Here is a 25,757-nt window from a genome sequence, read left to right on the forward strand (position 1 = left end):
GGCAGAATGAAAACGCTGCTGATGGTAGACAGTTCGCTGGGGCAGGCCCGTGGCCACCTGGCGAAACGCATGCTGGAGGCCGCCGCGGCCAAAACCGGCCTGACGCTGGTCGAGTCGCTGCAGGACGCCGAACTGGTGGCGGTGGCGGGGCAGGCTGCCCCTGCTGACGCCGGGCTGAACGGCAAATTGGTGTATGTGGGCGATGTAGAACAGGCGGTGCGTGAACCGGACGCTTTTCTGGCGCGCGCCAGGGCCGAAGCTGAAACCTATCAGGCACGGCAGGCGGCGCCGCCGGTGAAAGCCGATGGGCAAAAACGCATCGTGGCGATCACCGCTTGCCCAACCGGCGTGGCGCACACCTTTATGGCGGCCGAAGCCATTGAAAGTGAAGCGAAGAAACGCGGCTGGTGGGTGAAAGTGGAAACGCGCGGCTCCGTGGGCGCCGGTAACGCCATCACCCCGGAAGAAGTGGCGGCGGCGGATCTGGTGATCGTCGCGGCGGACATCGAGGTGGATCTGGACAAGTTTGCCGGTAAACCGATGTATCGTACTTCCACCGGTCTGGCGCTGAAGAAAACCGCGCAGGAACTGGACAAGGCGCTGGCCGAAGCTGAAGTGTTCCAGCCGCAGCAGCGCGGCGGCGCGGCGCTGGCGGCGAAGAAGAAAGAGGGCAACGGCCCGTATCGTCACCTGCTGACCGGCGTGTCCTACATGCTGCCGATGGTGGTGGCCGGCGGCCTGTGTATCGCGCTGTCTTTCGTGTTCGGCATCAAGGCGTTTGAAGTCAAAGGCACGTTGGCGGCGGCGCTGATGCAGATCGGCGGCGGCTCCGCCTTCGCGCTGATGGTGCCGGTATTGGCCGGTTTCATCGCCTTTTCCATCGCGGATCGTCCGGGCCTGACGCCGGGCCTGATCGGCGGCATGCTGGCGGTGAGCACCGGCGCCGGGTTCCTCGGTGGCATCATCGCCGGTTTCCTGGCGGGTTACGTCGCCAAGGCGATCAGCAGCAAGCTGCGTCTGCCGCAGAGTATGGAAGCGCTGAAACCTATCTTGATCATTCCGCTGGTGGCCAGCCTGATCACCGGTCTCATCATGATTTACGTGGTCGGCACGCCGGTGGCGAAAATCATGGAAGGCCTGACCCATTGGCTGCAATCGCTGGGCACCGCCAACGCCGTACTGCTGGGGGCAATCCTCGGCGGCATGATGTGCACCGACATGGGCGGCCCGGTGAACAAAGCGGCCTATGCATTCGGCGTGGCGCTGCTCAGTTCCTCGGTGTATGCGCCGATGGCGGCAATCATGGCGGCGGGCATGGTACCACCGCTGGCGATGGGTCTGGCGACGCTGCTGGCGCGCCGCAAGTTCCCGAAATCCGAACAGGAAGGCGGCAAGGCGGCGTTGGTGCTGGGGCTGTGCTTCATCACCGAAGGGGCGATTCCGTTCGCCGCCCGCGATCCGATGCGCGTGCTGCCGTGCTGCATCGCCGGCGGGGCGCTGACCGGCGCGCTGTCGATGGCGTTCGGCGCCAAACTGATGGCGCCGCACGGCGGGCTGTTCGTGCTGCTGATCCCGGGCGCGATTTCGCCGGTGCTGCTGTACCTGGTAGCGATCGCCGCCGGCACGCTGTTGGCCGGGGTGGCTTATGCCCTGCTGAAACGTGCTGAAGTACCGGCGGCCAGCGTGGCGTAACGGCGATCCAGCCATAAAAAAACCGGAGCCCAGGCTCCGGTTTTGTCGTTTGGGCGCCGCGTTACTGCTGCGCTTTCAGCCAGGCGATCTCTTCCGCCCAGATGTCCGGGTTTACCGTTTCCAGAATCAGCGGGATATTGTCGAAACGCGGATCGCGCATGATGTAGCTGAACACCGTTTTGCCGATGTTGCCTTCCCCCAGGCTGTGGTGGCGGTCGACGCGGCTGTTGAACTCGCTCTTGGCATCGTTCAGGTGCATGCCGCGCAGGTAATTGAAGCCGACGATGTCGCCCAACTGCTTGAAGGTATGCTCGCAGTCTTCTTCGGTACGCAGATCGTACCCGGCGGCGAAGGCGTGGCAGGTGTCGATGCAGACGCCGACGCGGCTTTTGTCTTCCACGCCGTCGATGATCGCCGCCAGGTGTTCGAATTTGAAGCCCAGGTTGCTGCCCTGGCCGGCGGTGTTCTCGATCACCGCCGTCACGCCGGCGGTTTTATCCAGCGCGATATTGATCGATTCGGCGATGCGCGCCAGGCACTTGTCTTCATCGATTTGCAGCAGGTGGCTGCCGGGGTGGAAGTTCAGCAGCGTCAGCCCCAGCTGTTCGCAGCGCTGCAGCTCGTCGATAAACGCCTCGCGCGATTTTTCCAACGCCTCGGCCACCGGGTGGCCCAGGTTGATCAGGTAGCTGTCGTGCGGCAGGATCTGCCCCGGCCCGAAGCCGTACTGGGCGCAGGCGCTCTTGAACTTATCGATAACGTCGGCGGCCAGCGGCGCGGCCTTCCATTGACGCTGATTTTTGGTGAACAGGGCGAACGCGGTCGCCTCCAATTCGTGCGCGCGGATAACCGCCTGATCCACGCCGCCTGACGCGCTGACATGTGCACCGACAAACTTCATCTTCATTCTCCTGTGTTATCGGTGACATTATGGCATTGATGGCGGGCGGATTGAATGGCGAAAAGCGGCGGCCCGCCGAAGCGGGCCGCCGAGGGCGATTACAGCAGGTGTTGCACCAGTTGGTTTATCGCGCCGCCGCCGACCAGCAGCCAGACGAACAGCAGCGTCGCCAACAGAATCGGTTTCACCCCGGCCTGGCGCACGGCGCTGATGTGGGTGGTCAACCCCAGCGCCGCCATCGCCATCGCCAGCATCCAGGTGTCGGCGGTGATCAGATGGCGCACCAGCGTGGCCGGCAGCAGGTTGAAGGAGTTCAGCCCGGCGACGGCGATAAACAGCACGGCGAACCACGGAATGGTGATGGCGGATTTTTCCGCCTTGCCTGCGCTGCCGCGGCTGATGTAGCCCGACAGCAGCAGCAGGAACGGCGCCAGCATCATCACGCGGATCATCTTGGCGATCACCGCCGCATTTTCGGCGTCCGGCCCGATGGCGTGCCCGGCGGCGACCACCTGAGCCACTTCGTGAATGGTGGAGCCGGCGTAGATGCCGAAGGTTTCCTGGCTGAACGGCAGCCACTGGAAGTGTTCATTCAACTGATACAGCCACGGATAGACGAAGATAGCCAGGGTGCCGAACACCACCACGGTCGAAACCGCCACCGCCACTTTGCTGGAGTCGGCCTTCAGCACCGGCTCGGTGGCCATCACCGCCGCCGCGCCGCAAATGCTGCTGCCGGCGCCGATCAGTATCGCGGTCTGGCTGTCGATGCCGAACACTTTCTTGCCGAGCCAACAGGCCAGCAGGAAGGTGGTGATCAGGGTCAGCGCGTCGATGATAATGCCGCTGGCGCCCACGTCGGCGATCTGCTGAAAGGTCAGCCGGAAGCCGTAAAGAATAATCCCCAAACGCAGCAGGCGCTGTTTGGCCAGCTGCACGCCGCCGTGACAAACGGTTTGCCAGCGGGGGTACAGCGTGTTGCCCACCAGAATGCCGATCAGGATCGCCAGCGTCAACGCCCCCAGCCCCAGCTCCGCCACCCAGGGAATATCGCCGGCCCAGACGGCCAGCGCGGTGAGCGCGCCGGTCAGCGCCAGCCCCGGCACCAGCCGCGGCAGGCCGAACAGCGGAAAGCGTCGCTCGGGGTAAGTGTGAGTGGTATCAGTCGCCATAAAAGTCAGTCCTTCAGTCTGTTTCTTGCTGCTAAGAGTACGTTTGGGCTGAATAAAAGAGAAATTGATTATATATTTATAACCTATCTATATAAGTGGTATGGGGACTCTTTGGGACTTGTTGGGGCGATTTTTCCAGTAACCATGCGGCCTTAAGAGGTAAAACCACCTAATTAGAAAAATTGATTGGGCAACGTTGTCCAACGTTGGGACATAAAATCTTTGCCCATATTTGTGTCCATAATGCTGTATCCTTCTTCTCGGTGTGTCCATCTGGTGGCTTGAGGGGGCTATGGCGTTATCTGATACGTACTTAAAATCCAACTTGGGGCGAGGGCGTCTGAAGGTTGAAGAAAAGGCCGATCGTGATGGTTTGTGGGTTCGCTTATCCATCAAGGGTGCGGTCACTTTCTTCTATCGCTACCGATTCATGGGTAAGCAAGACAAGATGACCATCGGTTCATATCCCGCCATATCGTTAAAGCAAGCCAGAGAGGAGGTTGCAAAGCATGCTGCTGTGTTGGCTATAGGAAAGAACCCTAAAATCCACCGCGAGCTGGAGTTGGCTCGGTTAAATTCCTCTATGACGTTTGAACGGATGTTCCGCGATTGGTTCGAAATGGTCGAGAGCGGGAAAAAATGCGCGGATCAGGTGATGCGATCGTTCGAGCTGCATGTATTCCCTAAGGTTGGCAAATACCCGGCTTCTGAGATATCCCTACAGCGCTGGATAGAGCTATTGGATGCGCTGGCGGCTGTGTATACCGGCGTAACAAAGCGGATCCTTAACAAAACCAAAAATAGCTATGCCTGGGCGCACAAAAGGGGAGCTGTTGAGCATAATCCAGTCGTTACGCTTACATCTTCCGATTTTGGCATCAAAACCAATGTTGGTGAGCGTACCTTGGAGAGGAAGGAGATCGCTTTTATCTGGAAAGCCTGTGACCAATCCAGGATGAGTAATAGGAATAAATCGATAATTAAGCTATGTCTTTTCTTTGGTTGTCGAGTTAGCGAGTTAAGATTAGCGGAAAAAGATCACTTTGATTTCGAAAATATGGTGTGGGTCGTACCGCCACAGAACCATAAAACAGGCTCAAGTACAGGAAAACCCATCATTAGGCCAATTATCCCTGGTGTTGTGCCACTTATTAAGTCAGCTATGGATTTAGCGCCGGGGAAATATGCTTTCTCAAATCGGACGGAACCGATGCCGAGTGGAAATCATCTGAGTATTACGGGGATGTTATGTAAATTTATGCTGAAGGTGTACAAGGAGAGCGTGCCCCATTTCACTGTTCATGATTTAAGACGGACAGCAAGAACCAATTGGTCGGAGCTCGCCGAGCCTCATATTTCTGAAATGATGTTGGGGCACAAATTGCCTGGCGTCTGGGGCGTGTATGATAAACACAAATACCTAGACGAGATGAGAACGGCATATAGCCTTTGGTGGGCAAGACTAATGGGGATTGTTGACCCGCAGGTTGCGGAGTTCAAGCGGCCTTCTGTCGCGTCTTGATATTACGATTCCCCCATGCGATGACCTCTTCACTTATCCAACGATTACCTTCCCTGAATGCTTGTTGTATAGGTTCAGGGAACGGCTCTTTAACGCCTTTCCCTTGACGCCAACGATGAATAGTGCGTCGATTAACTTCAAAATGTTTACACACTGATGATGTGCGCCAAAAACCACTATTTTCTATATTCATTGTTTCCTCTGCTTTTTAACTGTATCAATCCGCATGCAGGCACAGCTGAGTCGCATCCATGCTGGCGGCTTTGCCGGCCAGTAAGGAGCGATCTTAGCTGCGTGCTTGTCGAGGATTTCGCGATATGTGAGATTATTGGTAGGGGAGCGGTATTCGTTTAAAACCTCTTGTGCCGTGCTTCGCAGATTATCATCGCGGGCTTTGTCCACGGCATTCACTCAGTAACCGATCGAACGTTTGACGCCGTAAGATGGCGTTTACGGTTTCTTGATGCTCTCCCTCAAGATAGGTCCATTTCGGCGCTGCGCGTTTTCTACCAATCCCAATCGCTGCCTTGGAGTAATTGGCATATTTGGGGGAGACGTAAACAACCTTAATTTTCATTGAGCGTTCCGCCCAGCGCCGTTCGAAAGCGATGGATGTTGAACGAGTGATGATGTTTCGCAGGTTTTTAATGTCTATGTCATCGAACCCAGCATCAGGGAATGTGCTTTTGAGCAGGTCAATGTGCCCTTTGACGTCATAAAAACCGCCATCTTCTTGAAGAAAACAGAGAAGTTGATAGTTAGTCATCTCATTTCCTTAATTCTGTGTTGTATTCAGAATGGGACATTAACCGCCATGTAGTGCCTTCGTCTTTCGACAGGTAGCGCCACCAGGGCGTGACAGATAGCGTTAAATATTTGTTCTGATAGGTGCGGCGTGGCCTTTGCTGCCCAGCTCTATACGCGCGCAGAACTGCCTCAGCTTTAGCGCTGATTTTTTCAGGAATTCTTGGCTTCATATTGGTAACCGGTTATGCAAATAAAAACCCCAGCGAATGGCTGGGGCAATTAAGCAGTTATTGATGGGTAATGGTTTTAATTAAATTTCTCGCTTTTTAGGCTGTCAATGCGAACCATCACCCAACCTCGTTTGCGTAAAACATTGGCGACGTTTTCAGGACTGGTGAGGTCTTCATTATTCTTCGCCATTCTGGATTTCACAATTACACCTAACTCATTGTAGGTGTGAAGAACCCTGCAATTTCGGTAATCAAGAGCGTTGCTTTGTTGCGTGGCCGCGACGTTATTACGCAGCTGTTTTTCGCAGTTGATAAAGTAGCGTCTAACCTGCCGGCCTTTCTCGTTACGTTCGACCATGGCGAGCTCTTTGGCGGTGTCGAGGGTGAGGTGGTAATCAATCCTTCCCCGTCCATGACCTATTTCCCGGATTTGGGAAATAGCTATATAGTCTTGATTTTCAACAAAACCATACTCAGAGATACGCTCTTTAATCCAGGAGGCAAAGCGCTTGCCTACCTCTAAGTGCCGATGAAGTTCACGGGCATCACAAAGCAGGGTCGGTTCATTGCTTATGTCGCCATCGAAGACGGGGATGAGTTGACTATTCATGGCTGAACTCCTTTGGTGTTTTGGGAGTCACCACCGGGAGCTGCAAGTCTCTGATTGGTGGTGAGACGTACAGGGCTTGCAGGACCGGTCACCAAAGAACCCGGCGAGCCTTTCGGCTCCCCTGTACGCCCCACCATTGAAAGGTGTAGCCGTACGCCGCACACAAAAAAACCGCTTGGCGCGGTTGTGCGCTTTGGTAATGTCCGAGCTGCAAGACCCGGCAACCGATTTTGCGGCTGCACAGGCATGATAGACCGAACAACAAGGTTGTTGCCACTGAAAATGCGAATTTTGCTCATCGACTCACCCTAATTGGTTGAAATTAAGTCATTAATCGTCCTTGGCTCAGTGCGCACCATAGGTAGTGTGGTAAAGATTTTCTGATTAACAAATAGGTTTCGTAGATCAATAATTAAAAACCGATCGTTTTGAGCGATCGGTTGGGTTTTTTTATGAGAAAGTTCTTAATGATCTGATTTGAAAAAGAAAAACCACAAAGTGTGGTTTGATGGTGAGCATCATTATGTTCCGTTCATGAAAGGGCGAAGTGAGCTATTGCTCAGGGAAGGTTTTAGCTAACTTAGGTGTTGTTCACCTGGTGTTTTTCTGTGCGCTGATTTGCGCCCCTGCTCACACTAAAAATTGTTAACTAATGACTTAGCAGTTAAGATGTGAACACTATGTTCATGGAAAACACTCGGATACCCACCGACATAAATGGAGAAAAATCATGACTGTCTTTGCTGTGATAGCGACAGACGACCAAGAAAACATGAAGAAAGCCGTCTCGGAAAAATTCTCTACTCAGCAATTTCTTGAAGTTGGCGACAGTCTTTGGTTGATTGATAGCCAATGTGCCACAACCAGAGACTTAACCATGCTGCTGTGTGGTGAGGATAACTCAGCGGAACTTAGCTCTTTCATTGTACTGCCAGTCACCTCGTACTTTGGACTGCATAATAAACTTGTTTGGGAATGGTTGAACGCTAAAGGACTATAATCATGAGTAAGCGGATTCCTCTTGATGGCGATCAGGTTGCCCCTAGAGACGACACCCAAGTAGCGGGTGGCGGAGAGTCGAGGCATACTCAGCACCAGTGGATCGTCCAATCTTTCAACGAATTGAAAGAGGACAGTAAGCATATGAATGATCGAATCGACCAGGTTTATACGCACCTCTCGGATGCTAAGAACGACGCTTCGCTCGCATGCGCTGTTTCTCGCATGGAGATGACTCTATCAGGCATAGAGAAGAAGATGGAGTCCCTGGATGCAATCGAAAAGACAATCGACAAAACGAAAATTGCAGTTGGCATTGGCACGACTGTAATCGTCGCTTGTGCTGGCATAACTTGGTTTGTGTTCGGCAACTACCTGGGGAAAATCCTCGAGGTTCTAAACTCTATGGTACTGAAGTAATCGACCCGTTATAGCCAACATCACTTCCTCTTCCTGAAGCCAGCCCAGATAGGGCTGGTTAGTCGTGAATAACCTTCAACATAATCCATGCGAATGCCAGGATGCAGCCTACGAAACTGAACAAGGCAATCAGGAGCGCGAGGGTAAACCAATCAATCACAGCTTCCCTCCGGCGGCACCGGTGGGGAATCGTACAGCACACGAAACTCGTAATCGTTGCTCGTAGCGTGTTGCACGCTCATCTCTGCATGCTGTTCTGCTGTGATGCGCTCCCAGTCGTGCCACATGTTGTAGCCGCTGTTCCAGTAGCGCATTTCCCATGCCACGGCGCGCGCGTTTGCAGGCGCTGGCGGGGCGGTGTATAGCTTTACGTTCACATACCCATGCTTAGTGATTGCGTCGCTGCAATCGCTCTGTGGTGCTGCCTTTAACCAGCTTCCAAATTCATCACGCTCAGCATGGTAAAGCCCATAACCTGCAAACTTACCCGTTGGCACCAGCTGCGCCTCCCGGTTAGCCAGGAGTTCGCGAGCCATTGCCTCTACAGCCGAGGGCGCCACCCCAAAACCTTGTCCTGCGATGAAATCATTGAGTGTCTCAGTCGTTAGTGTCATGCATCCCCCTTAATTCACCCGTCTTTTCAAATTCATCGAGCGCCGCTAGATAGCTGGTGTCGCACAAAGAAACTGCGTTTGTACTGCTGCCGTGCTTGTCTATTCGCCGCAAACTCTCTTTGTTAATGCGCAGCAGCGTCAACCTGTAGTGTTCAGGGACTATTTCGCCGCCCGCATCCTCTCTAACTTTGACCACTCGTACTCCTTCAGCCTTGGCATCCTCTTCGCTGATATCGTTCAGGCGCTCAACGCGCACTGCGGTGATTCCCAGCGTGATTCTGCTGGCCCAGCGCGGCATGTGGATTGATGGACGCCATGCGCCTTCGTATTGGGTGTCTCGATCAGGTATCGACCACAGTCCGTAGTTTCCCGGCTCTTGCCAGCACGAAGCCTTATAAATCCGCGCTGCTTGCTTCTCGTCCCCCTTAATCAGGTTCCCATCCCAATCGATAGGGCATCCGTCTTCGTTGCCGAGAACGGCGAAGGTTTCGCGCACCCACAGTCGATCGCCTATCAGAGCGCCATTAGCAAGGCATTAAAAAGTAAACGGAATATCACCGTTTTGGTGCACGACAGCGGGATGGTTGAGGCAGAGGAGCTGCGGCCTTTCCCGAGCCTAAGTGCAAAACGCAAATGACGAAGGGAACTATTACAGATGCATGACGCAACCACGCGCAAGAAAGCGCGGGATATCGAAAGTGAAATTATGGGCCGCATCGCAGTACGTGGCGCAAACAAAGTGGCGGCAAAGATTGGCATTGATGAGTCGCGGATTAGCCACTGGAAAAAGCCAGGTGGGCTTGTTGAGCGAGCGAGTTTATTGCTGGCGGCCATCGACTACCAAAAGCCGGAAGGAATGGTGCTGTTCAGTGGTGACGAAACGGCCGATTTGGCCCGTGGGCTAATCGCAATGCTTGAACACATCAGGGAGCCGACGAAACGTTAATCGAAGGGGGTAATTATGCGCACAGAAGAGTTACAGGAGCGTTTTCGCCGGATGTTGCAGCGAAACACCTCGGTTATTAGCCAGGGTGCCGGTCCGCGTATTCCGATGATAGGTGAGCGCTACCGCGATGAGCGCGGGCGCATGATTACTGTTACAGCTTCCAGTTCGCTGGAAGTGACCTTTGAGCGCGACTTTTACCCGGAGCCTTGCGTAGTGCCGCTTTGGCAGTTTGATAAGCAGTTTAAGAGAGTGGGTGTATGAATACATCAACGGTTGATTCCAAGAGTTTTGGGCGCTACACTGCTCAGACAGCTCCTCAATGGGCTGTCGGGCCTGCAAACCCGGAACTCACAATAGCGCACAGCCGCGCCAGCGGTTTTTTTGTGCCGAAAAGTTGTACGTACCTGTCAATGGTGGGGCGTACAGGGGAGCCGAAAGGCTCGCCGGGTTCTATTGTGACCGGTTTTTGCAGCCCTGTACGTCTCACCACCAATGAGCCTGCAAACTCTGGTGGTGAGTTATCAAAACTCACAATAGAGGTTGCCTCCATGGCTACTACCCTTACCCAGACTCAACCTGAAGTTACCCTCGTCGACGGTCACGCCGTTACCACCTCAATTGCCATCGCTGATTACTTTACCAAGCGTCATGATGACGTTCTGAAGAAAATCCGCTCTCTGGAATGCTCCCCTGAATTTAACGCCCGCAATTTTGCGGCGGTCGAATATACCGATTCTAAGGGCGAACAGCGGCCGGCCTATCAAATCACCCGCGACGGTTTCGCGTTCCTCGCTATGGGCTTCACTGGCAAACGTGCAGCCATCTTCAAAGAAAACTACATCACAGCATTTAATCGTATGGAAGAAGCGCTGCAACTTAAGTATCCACGTAATTGTCGGGTGCTGCATACCTATGATGCCAATGGTGGCATTGTCCGCTCTCAGATAAGCGCATACCTGCATCGCACGCCTTTGAGGCAATTCAGCAACACACTCAAAGCATTTCCTTGGCCTCATGGGAAAAAACCGTCAAACCATTTTACGATGGACTGATCCGCAACCTGGATGAGGAGGAGTCCATCGCCGGTGACGCGTTGAGGAACGTAACCAGATAGTGAGAAATATAATCGTGAGCTATTTTATAGTGAGCTATTTACTTTTTCCGGAAACTGGGATAATTTTGCCCTAACGATGGGTGTTGTGTGCCTGGCGTTGATTGGCCCGCCTTTGTGCGGGCTTTGTTGTTTTCGACATACGGAAACCTTGCTGCGCGACCATTTGTTGCTTCTTGCGTTTCTTTGTGGCACTGTTTCATCACCTATAGATGAGAAAGGCTAGTGATATGGCTACAAGCATTCGTTTAGATGACGACTTCGTTACTGATGTCAAAGTCTATGCAGAGGCTTCAAGTCGAAGTGTACCAAAGCAGATTGAGCACTGGGCCAAAATAGGTCGTATCGCCGAAGATAACCCTGATCTGCCATATAGCTTCATACTTGAAACTTTGCTGGCTAAAAGCGAGGTCGAAAACAAAAAGGTGTCGCGTTATGTCAGAAGGACCGAACGGTCAGCAGATTGATGTGTATGAAACCAGTCGTTTTTCTAAAGCGTTGGCAAGATTACCCGAGCAATTGTTAAAAGTCGTTGAAGATGAAATTGAACGGATAATCGCTGATCCAGAAATAGGTGAGTTGAAGAAGGGTGATCTTAACTATCTCCGTGTGCATAAGTTTCAGCTCAATAATCAGCTTACGCTTTTAGGGTACAGTTGGGTTGAAGGCAAGCTGGAGCTTTATCTCTTGAGTTTGGGGTCACATGAAAACTTCTACCAAGAACAGAAGCGACAGCGTAAAACTGACCTGAAGCTGATTGATTCCCGCTAACAGCTCCAGAAGGGCGCACTTGGTATTGATACGCACTATCGCATCCCTTGGTGGGGGTATCTGAGTGCGTCCTTCTGATGTGAAGTGACACCGGGAAAGACCGGCATCCAACGGCAAGAGTATTTGCGGCGAGAAAAAACGCTTGCAGTATTATTCTTCCGTTCATATTTTCTGCGCGAGCTGGTTTATGGCCGGTTCTCACTTGTTATTCTGGTGTTGAATTGACAGCCGGGAAAGACCGGCACCTCAGCCCTTTAGCTCAGTTGGTTAGAGCGCGCGACTCATAATCGCTCGGTCGCTGGTTCAAGCCCAGCAAGGGCTACCAAACCGCCATTAGCTTAGCAGGAAGAGCGGTTATCCCTAATGGAGATAACGGTACGGGGTTCGAGGCCTCGATGGCGGACCAGCGCGGTCATCGTATAATGGCTATTACCTCAGCCTTCCAAGCTGATGATGCGGGTTCGATTCCCGCTGACCGCTCCAGACAATGGCGGAGCGCTTATGATTATTGGGCTTACCAACATCGAACAATGGCAACCTAATACCGTGAGCGCTCCTTCATTGTGATGCACACTGAAAGTCGGAAAATCGGCTCCATTTCTAACCCTGGCTAACCGCGAGTTTATGGCGATTGACTGCACTGAGCTGCCTATCTGAAACTATTTTAGTTGCAGTGAATCCCACTATGCGTCGGGGTGAAACAGCGGAATTTCAAATCGGGAATTTGCTTGACAGAATCACGAGTCATGGTGACTGCTGGCCAACGGCTCACTGGGAGGCACCCAGCACTGCAACACTGATTTAGGCCCTGGCTAATTGCCGGGGCTTTTGCTGTTCTATCGATTATTGCCTGGTGACGTCATAGTCATAGATTATGAACAGGAACCAGCCTGTAATAAGAGCCAGTATGGCAAACCAGTAGATTATTAATCCCAGGAATTTCATGCTCCCCCCCTTGATTGTTGTGGTATTGATAGCAACGGCAGAGAGGATAGGCCAAGCGATTTTGGCATTGATTTCAGCCGCTGGTGGTATCCAACGCCAAGTAAAAAAAAGCCAGCAGGAAAGCGCTGGCTATAAATTGGAACAATGTAACATCAGTAATAACACTACTGTTAGCCCTGCCTCAGGAGAGTGAGGAGGCAGGACTAACGATAATGGGTATCATCATGATTTCAATATAATTCATAATGTGAATTATTTCGTCATGTTACCGATTTTAGGCGACAACTACAGGCCCATGCATACGCGTGGGCTTTTTGCTACCTGGAGACGCTATGAGTGATAAAACCAGCATCAATGTAGCCAGCCTGAACGATTTTCAGGCAGGGGAATGGTTAGAATATATGGCGAAAGCTGCGCGCGAAATTAGCTCAGGAGGAACGCTTGGTTCCACGAGGACGCATTTGCGTACAATTGCAGGCGGTTTGCGCGACGCACTTAGCGGTAGGGTATTAATCATGAACCAATATAAATTCAGTGCGACAACGACGAGCTTCTACCCAGTGGACCTGCTCGATATGTACGAGAACGCAGGAACGCTACCGGCAGACCTGGTAGACGTCAGCGATGAAGATTACACCACCTTCACCGGACAGCCCCCGGAAGGCAAGACGCGCGGCAGCAAGGGAGACAAGCCAGCCTGGGTCGATATTCCGCCGTTATCGGTCGAGGAAGCCCGCCAGGGCATGGTATCAAGGAAATCGCGGTTACTGAGCGAAGCGGAAGACGTGATAAGGCCACTTGAACGCGCCGTGAAACTCGACATGGCCACGGACGAAGAAAAGGCCAAGTTGGACGCCTGGGAGCGCTACAGCGTGGAATTGAGCCGGGTTGATGTCGATAATCCGGTGTGGCCGGATACAGCAGAGTAATTCCATTGATAAGTGATAGTCTGCCATAAGGTGTGTTTTGTACTCGAAAATGCTCCAAACTGATTGCAGCGGTCGGCTTTTCCTTTTTTCTGCAATACTGATACAGCAGGATTTCATCGATGAGTTAAAAGCGAATTTCACCTGAACTGATGATAGTAAATGGTCGGGGAATTCATGCGTCGCTCATGAAGGAAATATGTCGCTGTATATTCTTGTTTTATATGCAGCAAGATGCTTTGTATCAGAAATACAGTGACTACTTATTGAGCTTGCGAACTGAACGGTGGTAGCCAATGCAAATTGCAATAATAAAAACAGCATTAAAACCTAGCCAGAAGAAGAGAATTACTTTCCAAATCATGCAGGAAAACTCCTTTTTCCATATGTTACTTTTTTCTTTTCGGGTTATTGATAATAATTCGTCTTTTCATTTTTTGTTGAAAATTTTTGTAAAACGAGAAAATCGATAAGTTGAGTAATGCCAGCGCTGTGAGAATTATTATTTTTTCGTGCATTTTCATTTCCAGTCCATAAATGATGCTTTAAAATTTACCCGAAAATATGCACGGCTGGGGGGGGGTGTCAATCAATAAGGTGGGGGTGATTGTTACACATAATTGGAAAGATGAGCGAGAAATGTGCGAACATGGCACGCTTTATTCTGGCAGCCAGCGTTGCTATTTCAATGTTGATTGCTTCGGAGGGGGTTGCTATTGCGGTGATTATTTATGCATTGCGATGAAATCAGGAGGGCGTGATATTGGCGGCGGTGATGTATGCGGCAAAGTGGTGATGAGGTTACTTTTTGTCGTCATCGCCCCGTTTTATGTAATCCGCAATCCATGCGCTTAGTGCTGCTAAAAAGAAAACTAGGTAACATATCATCCACATGTATACAAGAAAATCCCAAACCATAATCATGTCCTTGCATATGGGACTGCAGCCCCATTTCCGAACACATCCCTGCTTCTGGAGCTGCCTTTTTGGGTGGCGATGACGAAAGCCCCGACACAGGAAGCGCAACACTAACTAACTTTCGTCACTGCCATTGTTTGGCGGTAATGCCCGGCACTAAAAAGGCAGTGGCACATAGCGATAAAATTGCAGGGCATTACCATTGATTGGGTGGTGCAGCATCAGGCTGACAACAAGGTACTGGCGCTGCACCGTTGCTCCCTTGAAGAGTGATTTGAATATATGGGTGGGAGATTTGGGGTGTCAACTGAGTAAATGATTTCGTGTGGTGCGGAGAGAGAAAACCTAGCGTAGTGGTTGGGCGGTTCTATACCGCCTTTTGTTCTGCTTTAATCAAACGTAATGCCGCTTGTTGAACAGTAGTTACCGGAACTACTCTAATTGAGTGCTTATCTCCAACCTCTTGTATGGCGTGGAGGGCTTCATGCAATTTCGCAAATTGAGACTTCCCGTAAGTTGCGTCATTATCTGGTGGGCGATACACAATAAGTTCGAAACAATCCCGATCAAAGATATCGTGATCTTTAACAGACAAAAGGTCAAGTATTCTTGCTTTATTCCTGTCAAGGTGTGCAGCGAGATTAGTTGGTATCAGACGATCTGTGTTAACAGCTACTTTAGTGCTCAAATAAAATATTTTTGCAGCTCTTGCATGCCCGTCTACTTTGAATTCTCTGTTGAAATATTGCTCATAATAAGGTGATTTATTAATTATTGTTGCTCTTAGCTGATTTGCCCAGGTGTTTTCTGATGAATATTTCTCATCATTCTCATCTTCTGAAGAGAAAAAATCTAGAGAAGATAGGCTGGCAGTTAATTGAACCGCCTGTCTTAAAATACCAGTCATATCACTTGATTGGGCTGATGTAATTCCGCCTAAGACGGCTCCAACTATTGGGGACTTCCAGCCAGAAAAGCTTTTATGCATCTTCAGGTGGTTTTCTAAGTTTTGTATGATAATTTCAATTATTGAGTGAAACTGTGAGTGCTTATTACCATACATTGCTTTTACTACATGAGGACGTATCGCATTACATACTCTTACCACACCATCCTCTGAGTATGCAGCAATAATCACAGTGAATTTTTCTCCTGAACCCATCACGGGTTCAAGATACACTGGCGCCCAAGTCGCTCTGAAGCTTGGTGGGCGAGGTGCTGACTTGAGAAGTTTGTTATAATCAAGCATTTATGAAATCCGATTGTGCGGAACCTACCCGTATATTTATCATCGATTTTAGCAGGTTTTGTCTAATAGACAAGAAATTACAAAGAGATTTTATAATATTAGAATCACCACTTATAGAGTTTGTTGTGATGTGTATCGCGTTACGGTTAATTAATTCATCCGTCCAAATACTACCATTGTTTGATATTTTTGTTTTTTCTAAATCATTTTTGCAAATGCTTATTGCAAGTGAAAATAACTTATTGTTCCATGCACTAGGTGGTGTTTCAGGAGGGAATGATTCATGCAATGTGAGCCCATGGTCTATTAAGTGGAATTCTTCACCATCGTAAAGTAAATTTCCTGGGTGCCTGTCAGCATTGAAAATAAGTTCGTCAAAAAATGAAGCTGATTGTAAATGAACCCATTTCTTTAATTTTGACATGACAGCTTCACTTTCCGAATCCTTATCAAGGTAATGGAGTAAATTAGGATACCCAATATCAATGCTACCAAACATTGGCTTCCCATCTGCATCAAATATTAAAAGTGGCTCAGGGATAGGAAGGCTAAGTTCTCGCCCTAGTTGTGCGCACAAGATCTCACAAAGAAGTTCCCGATCAGAAAGATATTTCGCGATGACCTGAATTTCATTATCACCAACTATGGCAAAGCCACGAAGAGCGCCATTGATACCTTGTCCTACAGGCCTCGCTCCAGCAAGCAATATACCGACCTGAATACTCTCCATTAAAAAAATCCTTGTAAAGTTGAAGGGCGCCATTGTATGGAGGCAGGGCATAGTCAGTATGTTTTTGAGCACTGAGGTCGTTACTGACAAGCCCTGCCATTGGGTGGCGCAGTGTTACCAATCCTGTGAATAACGCTGCGACATGCTTATGCAAGCAGCCGAAAAGTAAAAAAGGGAGTTGAGTTGTGTCAATAGGGTCGGCAACGTCTGGGCTGCAGGACCGGGTCGGGGCACGACGAATAAGAACCCTGCAGTTTGTTCAGACGTCACCAACCTATGTTTACGTTGAACTCTTCGGGGGGGCCCATATCTACTGGTGGTTCCCAATCGGGAGCACCACTAGCCCAAAGAGACCTTCCATGGCCGTCAGTGACGCTTGTTATCCAATGCCATTGTGGAACTTGTGGATCTCCTGGCCATGTAAACACAGGTTGTGTTGAGTCTGTCACCCAGTATCCATGGTACTTATAGTGTCTAAATACAATTTTGTTAGTGCCAGGTCTAGAACCAGTAAGATCGGCAACGTCAATGACCCATGTATCAGACTTCATTTCATCATGGCAGCCTGTGAATACACCGTTTATATCGGTTATTGTGAATGAGTAACTTCCACCTGGAGAAATATATACAGAGCCACTTGGTAAGTTCCATTGAGACATGCAAGTACTCAGTGTGTCCCATTTCTGCTTGGTTCGTGCCTGGATACCACCCGGTCCTGTGAGTTTCACAGACCAGTCGGTTTTATTATAAAACGTGACCTTATAACTCTCCTCCGCCAGGCATCCAAGCGATGTAAGAGTCAATGACATGCCAATTATAACTTTGTATATCCGCAACGACCGCAATGTACCCGAATAAGAACCCATGTTAAATATCTCCTAATATGATTTTCAATAGATAAAAATATAACTACTTCACTTACACCGATGAAGGGTTGCGGCACACTGCATGTTTTCACTGAATCTTCGGACTGCCAAAGGGTTCATCATGCGTGTGCCGCCATTGGGTGGCAACCAAAGCCCCTAAAGTGAACGCCTGCGGAGCGGACAATAATTTTGGCCTTGGCTGCCATTGAGTGGCGCGACCTGGAAGTTGCTGAGAAAACCAAGCCGCGCCGTGCCTGTCGAAGAACACGCAGTTATAACTTGTTAACGATAGAGGGTGACTGTCAAGGTGAAAGGAATGAGCGGATTGTAGCCGAGGATTCATGTTAAACACTGGTTGCTCAATCACCCGCAGTCAGCGCACGTTGCACGTTGACAGGAGATACCTCCCTGCAATTGCATAGTGTTTTTAAGTTGTTAGGTTGACATCCTATCTCCATTTGCTAATCGAGGTATTTCATGAACGAAATAAAAATCTCTCGCTTTGTTTGTTTGGTTATGTCTCTATTCCCAGCTCTTTGGGGGATTTTTAGCTTCATGAATAATATCACTGATTTTTCCGATACTGCGCAACACGCGGTGGCACCTTTGCTATCAATGCAAGATACTTATAACGTTCCTGGGCAAATGTGGCGAGCCATAAACGTTAGCTGGGCCCCGTTTATTGGTATGGCTGCAATTACAACAATGGAGACACTCGCGGGAATATTTGCCACTATCGGGATAGTAGTGATGTTGAAAAACTTTCGTAATCCTTACCATGACTTTGCGAAAGGCAAGGCTTGGTCCATGATGGGCGCTTCATTCGCCATCTTGGTGTGGGGGATTGGTTTTATGGTGGTTGCTGGTGATTGGTTTTTGGCGTGGCAAGCTAAAGAAAATCCGCTGGCAACGCAAATGGGGGCTATGATGTACACGCTTCCTTGTGTATTGACGCTGATTATTTTGATGTTGCAACGTGAGCCTCAGTAGTTACTGCGCCGGGGTAACCCCGGCTTTAACTCTCCAGCTAACCTCCTCGCTTCTCGACGTGCCCTGAAGTATTTTCCTCGATAGCTTATCAGCCCGCTGGCGTAATGTTGCACACTGACGACCTGTCCATACCTGTCATCCGAACGGTTAGTGGGGCTGGTGCGCAGAAGACATATTGACGACCATGACCTCCCAGCAACACGCTATAACCTCATCTAACAAGGGAGTTAAGATATGCGTCAATTATCAATCGGTGTGCTGGTGGCGTCACTGCTGGGATTTGGGGGGACTGCTACTGTGGCAGCTCCAATGCCGACGGTTAGTGCTGATACATCCCCCGCGATCGCGCCACTTGTTGCGCGCGGTCCTGGCCCAGTCATTAACCCGGAAGGCTCGAAATACATGGAAGATAAAAAAGCGGCGATGGAAAAACAAATACCACAGCACACCAAGCAGGGTAAGCCGGTTAAACACCACAGCAAGAAAAAACATCACAGTAAAAAGCATCACAGTAAAAAGTAGTAATTGACGGCGGGCGCGGCGTGGTGGCTAATTTTTGTGCTGCGCCTGCATCGCATGACCTAAATTCAGGTTGGCCTATATCATGAATATATCCATCAGTCCGCACCGCGCAGCACACTTCCACACTTATCAAATATCGGTAACCAGCCACTGATCAGATTCTTCAAACATTTCCTCAACAAGCATTTTGACGATTTTTTGCTGGACTTCTTGCATGACGTCGAACTTAAGGCCATTGGTTGAAGCGAAAGACAGTAGGCAATACGCGTTATAAAGGTGTGCCGAGGGATGCGGCCGCGTTGGTGCGGGAGAAGTAGGGGAATTCTTATTAGTAGAGCTGATAGGGCGGGGTTCGTGAGTGAATTTCAACAGCAAGCTACAGTTTTGTATGGTGGTTAAAATATAGTCACACTGAGCTATTCGCCCATCAATGTGTCCATTGTCCTCATTAATAAGTTTAATACCCTTATATTTATTAAATAAAATCAAAGAGTTGTTAATTATTATAATTATAACCTATCTGAATAAGTGGTATTGCGTCAGGCATTGGCATAAAGTCGCATTGCGGCTAGGGTGAGGTGGAGCGGCAAGCCGCCGTCAACTTTCCAACTGAACAGGAGCAGGCGATGGATACCGACGATCAACGCAGAGAGCAGGTAGATCAGGAAGTGGGGCGCGCGGTGCGGCGGTTGATTGAAGAAAACAAGGCGATCGACCGCGACCATCTCGTGGCGATGCTGCAATTGATACAGCGGGACGAAGCCGGCACGCCGCGCGAGGCGGCGCTGGCCGCGGCGGCGCAGCTGGTCGCCTTGGGCAAGTAGCGCGCCGAACTGGCCGCAAACGGGGTAGCCTGGCCGGGCTACCCACATCATGTTGACATTAATTTTGCGGTTCTCTGGCAGAACCCTTTTTCAATACCGGGACGGCTATGCATATCACGTTGCGTCAACTGGAAGTCTTCACCGAAGTGCTGAAAAGCGGTTCGACCACTCAGGCCTCGGTGGTGCTGGCGCTGTCGCAGTCGGCGGTCAGCGCGGCGCTGGCGGATCTGGAGGGGCAACTGGGCGTGCAGCTGTTCGATCGCGTCGGCAAACGGCTGGTGATCAACGAACACGGCCGGTTGCTGTATCCCAAGGCGCTGGCGCTGCTGGAGCAGGCGGGGGAGATCGAGCAGCTGTTTCGCCATGACGGGGGGGCGTTGCGCATCGCCGCCAGCAGCACCATCGGCAACTACATGCTGCCGGAGATGATCGCCCGTTACCGCCGGGACTTTCCGGCCACGCCGCTGGAGCTGAACGTTGGCAACAGCCAGGACGTGATCGTGGCGGTGGCGGATTTCCGCGTCGATCTGGGGCTGATCGAAGGGCCTTGCCATATGCCGGAGCTGGTGACGCAGCCGTGGCTGGAGGATGAGCTGGTGGTGTTCGCCGCGCCGGATAATCCCTTGACCCGCCAGCCGCCGACGCTGGAGGCGCTGGCGAATGCGCCTTGGATCCTGCGCGAGCGCGGTTCGGGCACCCGCGAGGTGCTGGATCATCTGCTGCTGGCGCACCTGCCGCACTTCCAGCTGGTGATGGAGCTCGGCAACTCGGAGGCGATCAAGCATGCGGTGCGGCACGGTATCGGCATCAGTTGCCTGTCACGGCGCGTGGTGGCGGAGCAGTTGGCCAGCGGCGCGCTGGTGGAACTGCCGGTGCCGCTGCCGCCGCTGCGGCGCACCCTGTACCTGATCCGCCATCGGCAAAAGCACATTTCCAACGCCTTGCAGCGTTTTCTCAGCTATTGCGCGTTGTAATCGACAGCGCGTCACGTCTTCTATCGCCACGCAGGCAAAAGAAAGCATAAAAACCTGCGCGCGCTCACATTAATGAGCGTAAGTAAGGCCATAAGGGCCGCGGCTAATAATTGCCTCTGAATTATGAAGCTATCTTATATCGGTGCAATGTTGCTAGTTCACCGGCGGGTATTTGTTACAATCCGCCCTCATTTTTCGAAGAGCAGATAGATAGGGAACGAATGGCTCAGCAGGATATAAAAACATCGGGGCAGCAAGCTCCCGGATTGCGCCGCGAGCTGAAAGCCCGGCATTTGACCATGATCGCCATCGGCGGCTCCATCGGCACCGGCCTGTTCGTCGCCTCGGGCGCCACGGTTTCTCAGGCCGGCCCCGGCGGGGCGCTGCTGTCTTACGCTCTGATCGGTTTGATGGTGTACTTCCTGATGACCAGTCTGGGCGAACTGGCGGCCTTTATGCCGGTCTCCGGTTCATTCTCCACCTACGGCGCCAAATACGTGGAAGAAGGCTTTGGCTTCGCACTGGGCTGGAACTACTGGTACAACTGGGCGGTGACCATCGCCGTTGACCTGGTGGCTTCGCAATTGGTGATGAGCTACTGGTTCCCGGACACTCCCGGCTGGGTTTGGAGCGCGCTGTTCCTCGGCCTGATGTTCCTGCTGAACTACATTTCGGTGAAAGGGTTCGGCGAGGCGGAATACTGGTTCGCGCTGATCAAGGTCAGCACCGTGATTATTTTCATCGCCGTCGGCGTGCTGATGATTGTCGGCATTCTGAAAGGCGGCGAGCATGCCGGCTGGCAGAACTGGACCATTGGGGATGCGCCGTTCGCCGGCGGCTTCTCGGCGATGATCGGCGTGGCCATGATCGTCGGCTTCTCGTTCCAGGGCACAGAACTTATCGGCATCGCGGCCGGCGAATCGGAAAATCCGGGTAAAAACATCCCGCGCGCGGTGCGTCAGGTGTTTTGGCGTATCCTGCTGTTCTATATCTTCGCCATTCTGATCATCAGCCTGATCATTCCGTATACCGATCCGAGCCTGCTGCGCAATGATGTGAAAGACATCAGCGTCAGCCCGTTCACCCTGGTGTTCCAGCATGCCGGCCTGCTGTCGGCGGCGGCGGTGATGAACGCGGTGATCCTGACGGCGGTGTTGTCCGCCGGTAACTCGGGCATGTACGCATCGACCCGCATGCTGTTCACCCTGGCGTCCGAAGGCAAAGCGCCGCGCATCTTCGCCAAGCTGTCGAAAGGCGGCGTGCCGCGCAACGCGCTGTACGCGACCTGCGTGGTGGCCGGGCTGTGCTTCCTGACCTCGATGTTCGGCAACCAGTCGGTTTACCTGTGGCTGCTGAATACCTCGGGCATGACCGGCTTCATCGCCTGGTTGGGCATCGCCATCAGCCACTACCGTTTCCGTCGCGGTTACATGCTGCAGGGGCGCGATCTCAACGACTTACCGTACCGTTCCGGGTTCTTCCCGCTGGGGCCGATCTTCGCCTTCGTGCTGTGCCTGATCATTACCCTGGGCCAGAATTACCAGGCTTTCCTGCAAGACAAGATTGACTGGTACGGCGTGACCGCGACCTACATCGGCATTCCGCTGTTCCTGCTGATTTGGTTCGGTTACAAGCTGTCGCAAGGCACCCGTGTCGTGAAGTACAGCGAAATGGAATTCCCGAAGATGGACGTGAAGTAATCTTCGGTGAGTGACACGCGGCGGGAGTTCCCGCCGCGTTTGGGTTTACTTTTTCCCGCCTTTGGCTTCCGCCAGCGCCTGCTGCGCCGAGCTCATCAAACTCTCTACCGTCGCGTAATTCTGCGTCAGCGCCAAAATGCCGGCGTTAAGCCGCATGTTCACCTCGCCGAACGCGCCAAAATCGTAGGGCGCCTCCAGCGGCGGCACAATGCGCGCCAGAAACTCGCTTTCCGCGCCGTAGGGCAGATCGTGCACCAGAATCAGAAACAGACCGCCGGTATAGCGGCAGACGTAATCGCTCGGGCGGATCAGTGTCTTGAGGCGCTCGCCGACGGTGCGCAGCACGTCGTCGCCGATCTGGACGCCGTGACTTTGGTAGAGCGCCGCCAGCGGGCCGAATTCGAGAATGAACAGGTGGGAGATCGGCTGCGCCGCTGCGGGGCGGCAGATGCTGCGCATCACCACCTCGCCGCCCGCGCGGTTGAGAAAGCCGGTCAGGCGATCGCGGTGCGATGCCTGCTGCTTCTCCCAGGCCAGCGTGACGTGCTGCACCAATTGGCGATGGTAGCGCGCGATCATGCCATGGGCCAGCACCAGCCACAGCGGCGCGAGATCCGCCAGGACAAACAGATTTTGCACGCGCGACAGCGGCGCCGCCAGCAGGTAGGGCAGCGTCAGCGCGATCACCTCAAGCAGCGCGAAGCGCGGCGCGGCGGCATGGCGCTGCATCAGCCAGCAGGCCAGGGCGGTAATGGTCAGGCCGGCGAACAGGATCAGCACGAAGCGGCCCGACAGCATCGCCAGCGCGGCGCTGGCGCCAACCAGCAGCGCCCACAACAACACTGTCACCAGCATGGCGTTCGGCCAGGCGGGTTGGCGCCTTTGCGCCAACCTGGCGCGCCCGGCGGTCAACAGCAGCAACAGCAGCAACAGGCCGATACCGACCAGCGGTTGGTTCAGCCAGGCGTACCCCGCCAACAGCGCGGCCGGCCCCACGGCATTCAGCCAGGGGGTGAGAGGTGAGGGCGTCAGCGTGAGACGCAGCTGGCGTTGAAACGGTTCGTCATCGGCGTGCAGCGGGCTGTGCAACAGCCAGTTCAGCAGCGCCGGGCGTTTGGGCGTTACCGCCGGAGATGGACTTCTCATTACAGCCTCGTCAATAAGGCCGCTCTTGCGGCGGCCTGAAAGTTTTTTGCACGCGCGGTGCTGTGGTTTTGGATTCTATGTGGTTTTGCCGCTATTTGTCAGAGTCTGGTCGGATCAGGAATAATTTTCAGAATAATTAACCTACTGGCCGTTGGCGGGGGAAAGCGTGGTGGTTTGAAAAATGGCGAGAAAAAACAAATTATTACATTTCGACAACGCTGTTTTCACCTATTGATATGATTGATAAGTATTATCGTTTGCTTTATTGTGGGCGGCTGCGCGCAGGCGGTCGCCGCGCGCTTTCCGGTTTACGGCGGACGCCTTCGCGCCGCTGTCATGATGGTTGTAACAGGTATCTTAACGAATGAGCGTATCCACCGATCCCATGACTGACGCCAAGGGGCAACCCAACGCCGGCGTGATGGGGCGTTATCAGCATATTCTTCGCCATCGCCTGTTGATGATGGGCGTGTTGGCACTGGCGATCCTGGGCTCGCTGCTGCTGGATTTCACCATGGGGCCGTCCGGCCTGTCGCTATCCTCCTTATGGCAAACGCTGCTTGACCCCGCCGCGGCCGATGCCGGCACGCGGGTGATCGTCTGGGACATCCGCTTGCCCTATGCGCTGATGGCGGTGGTGGTGGGCTTTGCGCTCGGCCTGGCCGGGGCGGAAATGCAGACCATCCTGAATAACCCGCTGGCCAGTCCCTTCACCCTCGGGGTGTCTTCTGCCGCGGCCTTTGGCGCCGCGCTGGCGATCGTGCTCGGCATCGGCATTCCGGGCATTCCCGATCAGTGGTTCATCTCCGCCAACGCTTTTATCTTCGCGCTGTTCGCCGCGCTGATGCTCGACGGCATCACGCGCTGGACGCGGGTCGCCACCTCCGGCGTAGTGCTGTTCGGCATCGCGCTGGTGTTTACCTTCAACGCGCTGGTCTCGATGATGCAATTCATCGCCAGCGAGGACACGCTGCAGGGGCTGGTGTTCTGGACCATGGGCAGCCTGGCGCGCGCCTCGTGGGACAAGCTGGGCATTCTGTTCGGGGTGTTCGCCGTGCTGCTGCCGCTGTCGATGATGAGCTCGTGGAAACTGACCGCGCTGCGTCTGGGCGAAGACCGGGCGGTGAGCTTCGGCATCGACGTGCGTCGTCTGCGGCTGACCACGCTGCTGCGCATCAGCATGCTCTCGGCGCTGGCGGTGGCTTTCGTCGGGCCGATCGGCTTTATCGGCCTGGTGGCGCCGCACATCGCCCGCATGATCTTCGGCGAAGATCACCGTTTCTACCTGCCGGCCAGCGCGCTGATTGGCGCGCTGGTGCTGTCGATGGCCTCGGTGGCGTCGAAAAATCTGGTGCCCGGCGTGATCATTCCGGTGGGCATCGTCACCTCGCTGGTCGGGGTGCCGTTCTTCCTGAGCATTATTCTGCGCCATCGGGGGAACGTATGAACCAGGGCTTGCGCATAGAACACTTCTCGGCGGGCTACCCGAAACGTCAGGTGATCGACGATCTCTCGGTGCCGATGCTGCCGCGCGGGCAAATCACCGTGCTGCTGGGGCCGAACGGCAGCGGCAAATCGACGCTGCTGCGCTCGCTGGCCGGGCTGAACCCGGCGCAGGGCAAGCTGTGGCTGGACGACGGCGATCTGATGCAGATGCCGTTCGCCCGTCGCGCGGAGAAAGTGGTGTATCTGCCGCAGTCGCTGCCCGCCGGGGTGCACCTGCACGTGCTGGAGTCGATCATCGTGGCGCAGCGCGCCTCGGGCGGCCGCAGCAACGCCGGCAGCGAAGCGGAGGTGATGGCCCTGCTGGAGCAACTGGGCATCGCCCATCTGGCGTTGAGTTATCTCGATCAGCTGTCCGGCGGCCAGAAACAGCTGGTGGGGTTGGCGCAGTCGCTGATCCGTCAGCCGTCGCTGCTGCTGCTGGATGAGCCGCTGAGCGCGCTCGATCTCAACTATCAGTTCCACGTGATGGATTTGGTGCGCCGTGAAACCCGCAAGCGCAATATCGTGACGGTGGTGGTGGTGCATGACATCAACATCGCGCTGCGTCACGGCGACCACGTGCTGATGCTGCAGGATGGCGATCTGATCGCCGATGGCGCGCCGGAGCAGGTGATTACGCCGCAGAGCCTGGCGCGGGTCTACGGCGTGCGCGGGCGCATCGAACGTTGCTCGCAGGGCACGCCGCAGGTGCTGATAGACGGTTTGGTAAACCAGCCGACGATTTAA

At 53.2% G+C, this 25,757-nt stretch carries 30 protein-coding genes, 3 tRNA genes and 1 pseudogene; 23 read left to right on the plus strand and 11 right to left on the minus strand.

From position 1 onward, the window contains the following. Positions 1-6: 6 nt before the first annotated feature. On the plus strand, positions 7-1,692 hold the full coding sequence (gene fruA / locus ACMGGK_RS07095) for a PTS fructose transporter subunit IIBC (protein ID WP_420276777.1): 1,686 nt from the start codon (positions 7-9) through the stop codon (positions 1,690-1,692). Between the two features lie 61 nt (positions 1,693-1,753). Here fruA and nfo read toward each other — a convergent pair whose 3' ends face one another. Both nfo and ACMGGK_RS07105 read right to left on the minus strand, forming a co-directional pair. Beyond that, positions 1,754-2,593, minus strand: a complete 840-nt coding sequence (nfo, locus tag ACMGGK_RS07100) for a deoxyribonuclease IV (protein WP_049205268.1) — start codon at positions 2,591-2,593, stop codon at positions 1,754-1,756. Between the two features lie 98 nt (positions 2,594-2,691). Then, positions 2,692-3,765: a YeiH family putative sulfate export transporter gene (locus ACMGGK_RS07105; RefSeq protein WP_097101661.1), complete on the minus strand. Its 1,074-nt coding sequence runs from the start codon at positions 3,763-3,765 to the stop codon at positions 2,692-2,694. Between the two features lie 292 nt (positions 3,766-4,057). On the opposite strand from ACMGGK_RS07105, the gene ACMGGK_RS07110 reads away from it, so the two are divergent. Next, positions 4,058-5,287, plus strand: coding sequence for a tyrosine-type recombinase/integrase (locus ACMGGK_RS07110; RefSeq protein ID WP_420276778.1), 1,230 nt, complete (start codon positions 4,058-4,060; stop codon positions 5,285-5,287). Positions 5,288-5,669: 382 nt separating this feature from the next. On the opposite strand, the gene ACMGGK_RS07115 is transcribed toward ACMGGK_RS07110, so the two are convergent. The 4 genes from ACMGGK_RS07115 to ACMGGK_RS07130 form a co-directional block, all read right to left on the minus strand. Beyond that, on the minus strand, positions 5,670-6,053 hold the full coding sequence (locus ACMGGK_RS07115) for a hypothetical protein (protein ID WP_197763168.1): 384 nt from the start codon (positions 6,051-6,053) through the stop codon (positions 5,670-5,672). Between the two features lies 1 nt (position 6,054). Beyond that, positions 6,055-6,264 carry a hypothetical protein gene (locus ACMGGK_RS07120; RefSeq protein WP_420276779.1) on the minus strand — a complete coding sequence of 70 codons (210 nt, stop codon included), beginning with the start codon at positions 6,262-6,264 and terminating at the stop codon, positions 6,055-6,057. Between the two features lie 76 nt (positions 6,265-6,340). After that, the gene (locus ACMGGK_RS07125) at positions 6,341-6,874 is read right to left on the minus strand and encodes an antA/AntB antirepressor family protein (RefSeq protein WP_420276780.1); all 534 of its coding nucleotides are present in this window, start codon (positions 6,872-6,874) and stop codon (positions 6,341-6,343) included. Further along, positions 6,871-7,173 carry an ash family protein gene (locus ACMGGK_RS07130; protein WP_366812216.1) on the minus strand — a complete coding sequence of 101 codons (303 nt, stop codon included), beginning with the start codon at positions 7,171-7,173 and terminating at the stop codon, positions 6,871-6,873. Before ACMGGK_RS07130 ends, ACMGGK_RS07125 begins: the two co-directional genes overlap by 4 nt. Positions 7,174-7,604: 431 nt before the next feature. Between ACMGGK_RS07130 and ACMGGK_RS07135 the strand changes: the two genes are divergently transcribed. Together ACMGGK_RS07135 and ACMGGK_RS07140 are read left to right on the plus strand one after the other, a co-directional pair. After that, a complete protein-coding gene (locus ACMGGK_RS07135; protein WP_197763166.1) occupies positions 7,605-7,874 on the plus strand; it encodes a hypothetical protein in 270 nt (89 codons plus the stop codon). A 2-nt stretch (positions 7,875-7,876) separates the two neighbouring features. Beyond that, positions 7,877-8,293: a hypothetical protein gene (locus ACMGGK_RS07140; protein WP_197763165.1), complete on the plus strand. Its 417-nt coding sequence runs from the start codon at positions 7,877-7,879 to the stop codon at positions 8,291-8,293. Positions 8,294-8,445: 152 nt separating this feature from the next. On the opposite strand, the gene ACMGGK_RS07145 is transcribed toward ACMGGK_RS07140, so the two are convergent. Continuing rightward, positions 8,446-8,907, minus strand: coding sequence for a hypothetical protein (locus ACMGGK_RS07145; RefSeq protein ID WP_420276781.1), 462 nt, complete (start codon positions 8,905-8,907; stop codon positions 8,446-8,448). Positions 8,908-9,106: 199 nt separating this feature from the next. Continuing rightward, positions 9,107-9,421, minus strand: a pseudogene (locus ACMGGK_RS07150) (hypothetical protein); the annotation flags it as partial. Here ACMGGK_RS07150 and ACMGGK_RS07155 point away from each other — a divergent pair. The 12 genes from ACMGGK_RS07155 (at position 9,317) to ACMGGK_RS07210 (ending at position 13,609) form a co-directional block, all read left to right on the plus strand. After that, entirely contained in the window at positions 9,317-9,544 is a 228-nt protein-coding gene (locus tag ACMGGK_RS07155; RefSeq protein ID WP_420276782.1) for a Cro/CI family transcriptional regulator, read from the plus strand. The pseudogene ACMGGK_RS07150 and the gene ACMGGK_RS07155 sit on opposite strands and share 105 nt — an antisense overlap. A gap of 18 nt (positions 9,545-9,562) precedes the next feature. Next, positions 9,563-9,853, plus strand: a complete 291-nt coding sequence (locus ACMGGK_RS07160; protein WP_420276783.1) for a CII family transcriptional regulator — start codon at positions 9,563-9,565, stop codon at positions 9,851-9,853. A gap of 15 nt (positions 9,854-9,868) precedes the next feature. Continuing rightward, positions 9,869-10,114, plus strand: coding sequence for a DUF4222 domain-containing protein (locus ACMGGK_RS07165; protein WP_420276784.1), 246 nt, complete (start codon positions 9,869-9,871; stop codon positions 10,112-10,114). Then, entirely contained in the window at positions 10,111-10,905 is a 795-nt protein-coding gene (locus ACMGGK_RS07170; RefSeq protein ID WP_420276785.1) for a Rha family transcriptional regulator, read from the plus strand. The genes ACMGGK_RS07165 and ACMGGK_RS07170 overlap by 4 nt, the downstream gene beginning before the upstream one ends. Continuing rightward, a complete protein-coding gene (locus ACMGGK_RS07175; RefSeq protein WP_420276786.1) occupies positions 10,860-10,967 on the plus strand; it encodes a hypothetical protein in 108 nt (35 codons plus the stop codon). Before ACMGGK_RS07170 ends, ACMGGK_RS07175 begins: the two co-directional genes overlap by 46 nt. A 227-nt stretch (positions 10,968-11,194) precedes the next feature. Beyond that, complete coding sequence (locus ACMGGK_RS07180) at positions 11,195-11,431, plus strand: ParD-like family protein (RefSeq protein ID WP_420276787.1); 237 nt, start codon at positions 11,195-11,197, stop codon at positions 11,429-11,431. Next, complete coding sequence (locus tag ACMGGK_RS07185) at positions 11,400-11,735, plus strand: type II toxin-antitoxin system RelE/ParE family toxin (RefSeq protein ID WP_420276788.1); 336 nt, start codon at positions 11,400-11,402, stop codon at positions 11,733-11,735. Before ACMGGK_RS07180 ends, ACMGGK_RS07185 begins: the two co-directional genes overlap by 32 nt. A gap of 248 nt (positions 11,736-11,983) precedes the next feature. Then, positions 11,984-12,060, plus strand: a tRNA-Ile gene (locus tag ACMGGK_RS07190). Between the two features lie 2 nt (positions 12,061-12,062). Beyond that, a tRNA-His gene (locus tag ACMGGK_RS07195) sits at positions 12,063-12,141 on the plus strand. A 2-nt stretch (positions 12,142-12,143) separates the two neighbouring features. Continuing rightward, positions 12,144-12,218, plus strand: a tRNA-Gly gene (locus tag ACMGGK_RS07200). A gap of 460 nt (positions 12,219-12,678) precedes the next feature. Beyond that, a complete protein-coding gene (locus tag ACMGGK_RS07205; RefSeq protein ID WP_420278066.1) occupies positions 12,679-12,873 on the plus strand; it encodes a hypothetical protein in 195 nt (64 codons plus the stop codon). 139 nt (positions 12,874-13,012) lie between these two features. Beyond that, on the plus strand, positions 13,013-13,609 hold the full coding sequence (locus ACMGGK_RS07210) for a tail fiber assembly protein (RefSeq protein WP_420276789.1): 597 nt from the start codon (positions 13,013-13,015) through the stop codon (positions 13,607-13,609). Positions 13,610-14,891: 1,282 nt separating this feature from the next. Here ACMGGK_RS07210 and ACMGGK_RS07215 read toward each other — a convergent pair. Beyond that, the gene (locus ACMGGK_RS07215) at positions 14,892-15,773 is read right to left on the minus strand and encodes a hypothetical protein (RefSeq protein ID WP_420276790.1); all 882 of its coding nucleotides are present in this window, start codon (positions 15,771-15,773) and stop codon (positions 14,892-14,894) included. Then, positions 15,766-16,503, minus strand: a complete 738-nt coding sequence (locus ACMGGK_RS07220) for a hypothetical protein (protein ID WP_420276791.1) — start codon at positions 16,501-16,503, stop codon at positions 15,766-15,768. The genes ACMGGK_RS07215 and ACMGGK_RS07220 overlap by 8 nt, the downstream gene beginning before the upstream one ends. A gap of 1,343 nt (positions 16,504-17,846) precedes the next feature. Between ACMGGK_RS07220 and ACMGGK_RS07225 the strand changes: the two genes are divergently transcribed. From ACMGGK_RS07225 to ACMGGK_RS07245, 5 genes are all read left to right on the plus strand, one after another. Then, on the plus strand, positions 17,847-18,359 hold the full coding sequence (locus ACMGGK_RS07225; RefSeq protein WP_420276792.1) for a DUF2165 family protein: 513 nt from the start codon (positions 17,847-17,849) through the stop codon (positions 18,357-18,359). A gap of 234 nt (positions 18,360-18,593) precedes the next feature. Beyond that, positions 18,594-18,881 carry a hypothetical protein gene (locus tag ACMGGK_RS07230; protein WP_420276793.1) on the plus strand — a complete coding sequence of 96 codons (288 nt, stop codon included), beginning with the start codon at positions 18,594-18,596 and terminating at the stop codon, positions 18,879-18,881. Between the two features lie 626 nt (positions 18,882-19,507). Then, positions 19,508-19,705 carry a hypothetical protein gene (locus tag ACMGGK_RS07235; protein WP_016926990.1) on the plus strand — a complete coding sequence of 66 codons (198 nt, stop codon included), beginning with the start codon at positions 19,508-19,510 and terminating at the stop codon, positions 19,703-19,705. Positions 19,706-19,812: 107 nt separating this feature from the next. Continuing rightward, positions 19,813-20,679, plus strand: coding sequence for a DNA-binding transcriptional regulator YeiE (gene yieE, locus ACMGGK_RS07240; protein ID WP_016926991.1), 867 nt, complete (start codon positions 19,813-19,815; stop codon positions 20,677-20,679). Between the two features lie 221 nt (positions 20,680-20,900). After that, complete coding sequence (locus ACMGGK_RS07245; RefSeq protein ID WP_028127733.1) at positions 20,901-22,379, plus strand: amino acid permease; 1,479 nt, start codon at positions 20,901-20,903, stop codon at positions 22,377-22,379. Between the two features lie 45 nt (positions 22,380-22,424). Here the strand turns inward: ACMGGK_RS07245 and ACMGGK_RS07250 are convergent, their stop codons facing one another. Continuing rightward, the gene (locus ACMGGK_RS07250; RefSeq protein WP_016926993.1) at positions 22,425-23,525 is read right to left on the minus strand and encodes a GGDEF domain-containing protein; all 1,101 of its coding nucleotides are present in this window, start codon (positions 23,523-23,525) and stop codon (positions 22,425-22,427) included. Between the two features lie 364 nt (positions 23,526-23,889). Between ACMGGK_RS07250 and ACMGGK_RS07255 the strand changes: the two genes are divergently transcribed. Beyond that, entirely contained in the window at positions 23,890-24,972 is a 1,083-nt protein-coding gene (locus ACMGGK_RS07255) for a FecCD family ABC transporter permease (RefSeq protein ID WP_004935667.1), read from the plus strand. After that, positions 24,969-25,757 carry an ABC transporter ATP-binding protein gene (locus ACMGGK_RS07260; RefSeq protein WP_060444535.1) on the plus strand — a complete coding sequence of 263 codons (789 nt, stop codon included), beginning with the start codon at positions 24,969-24,971 and terminating at the stop codon, positions 25,755-25,757. Before ACMGGK_RS07255 ends, ACMGGK_RS07260 begins: the two co-directional genes overlap by 4 nt.

Origin of the sequence: Serratia sp. BNK-33-b, assembly GCF_048684565.1 — a bacterium.
GTDB lineage: Bacteria > Pseudomonadota > Gammaproteobacteria > Enterobacterales > Enterobacteriaceae > Serratia > Serratia marcescens.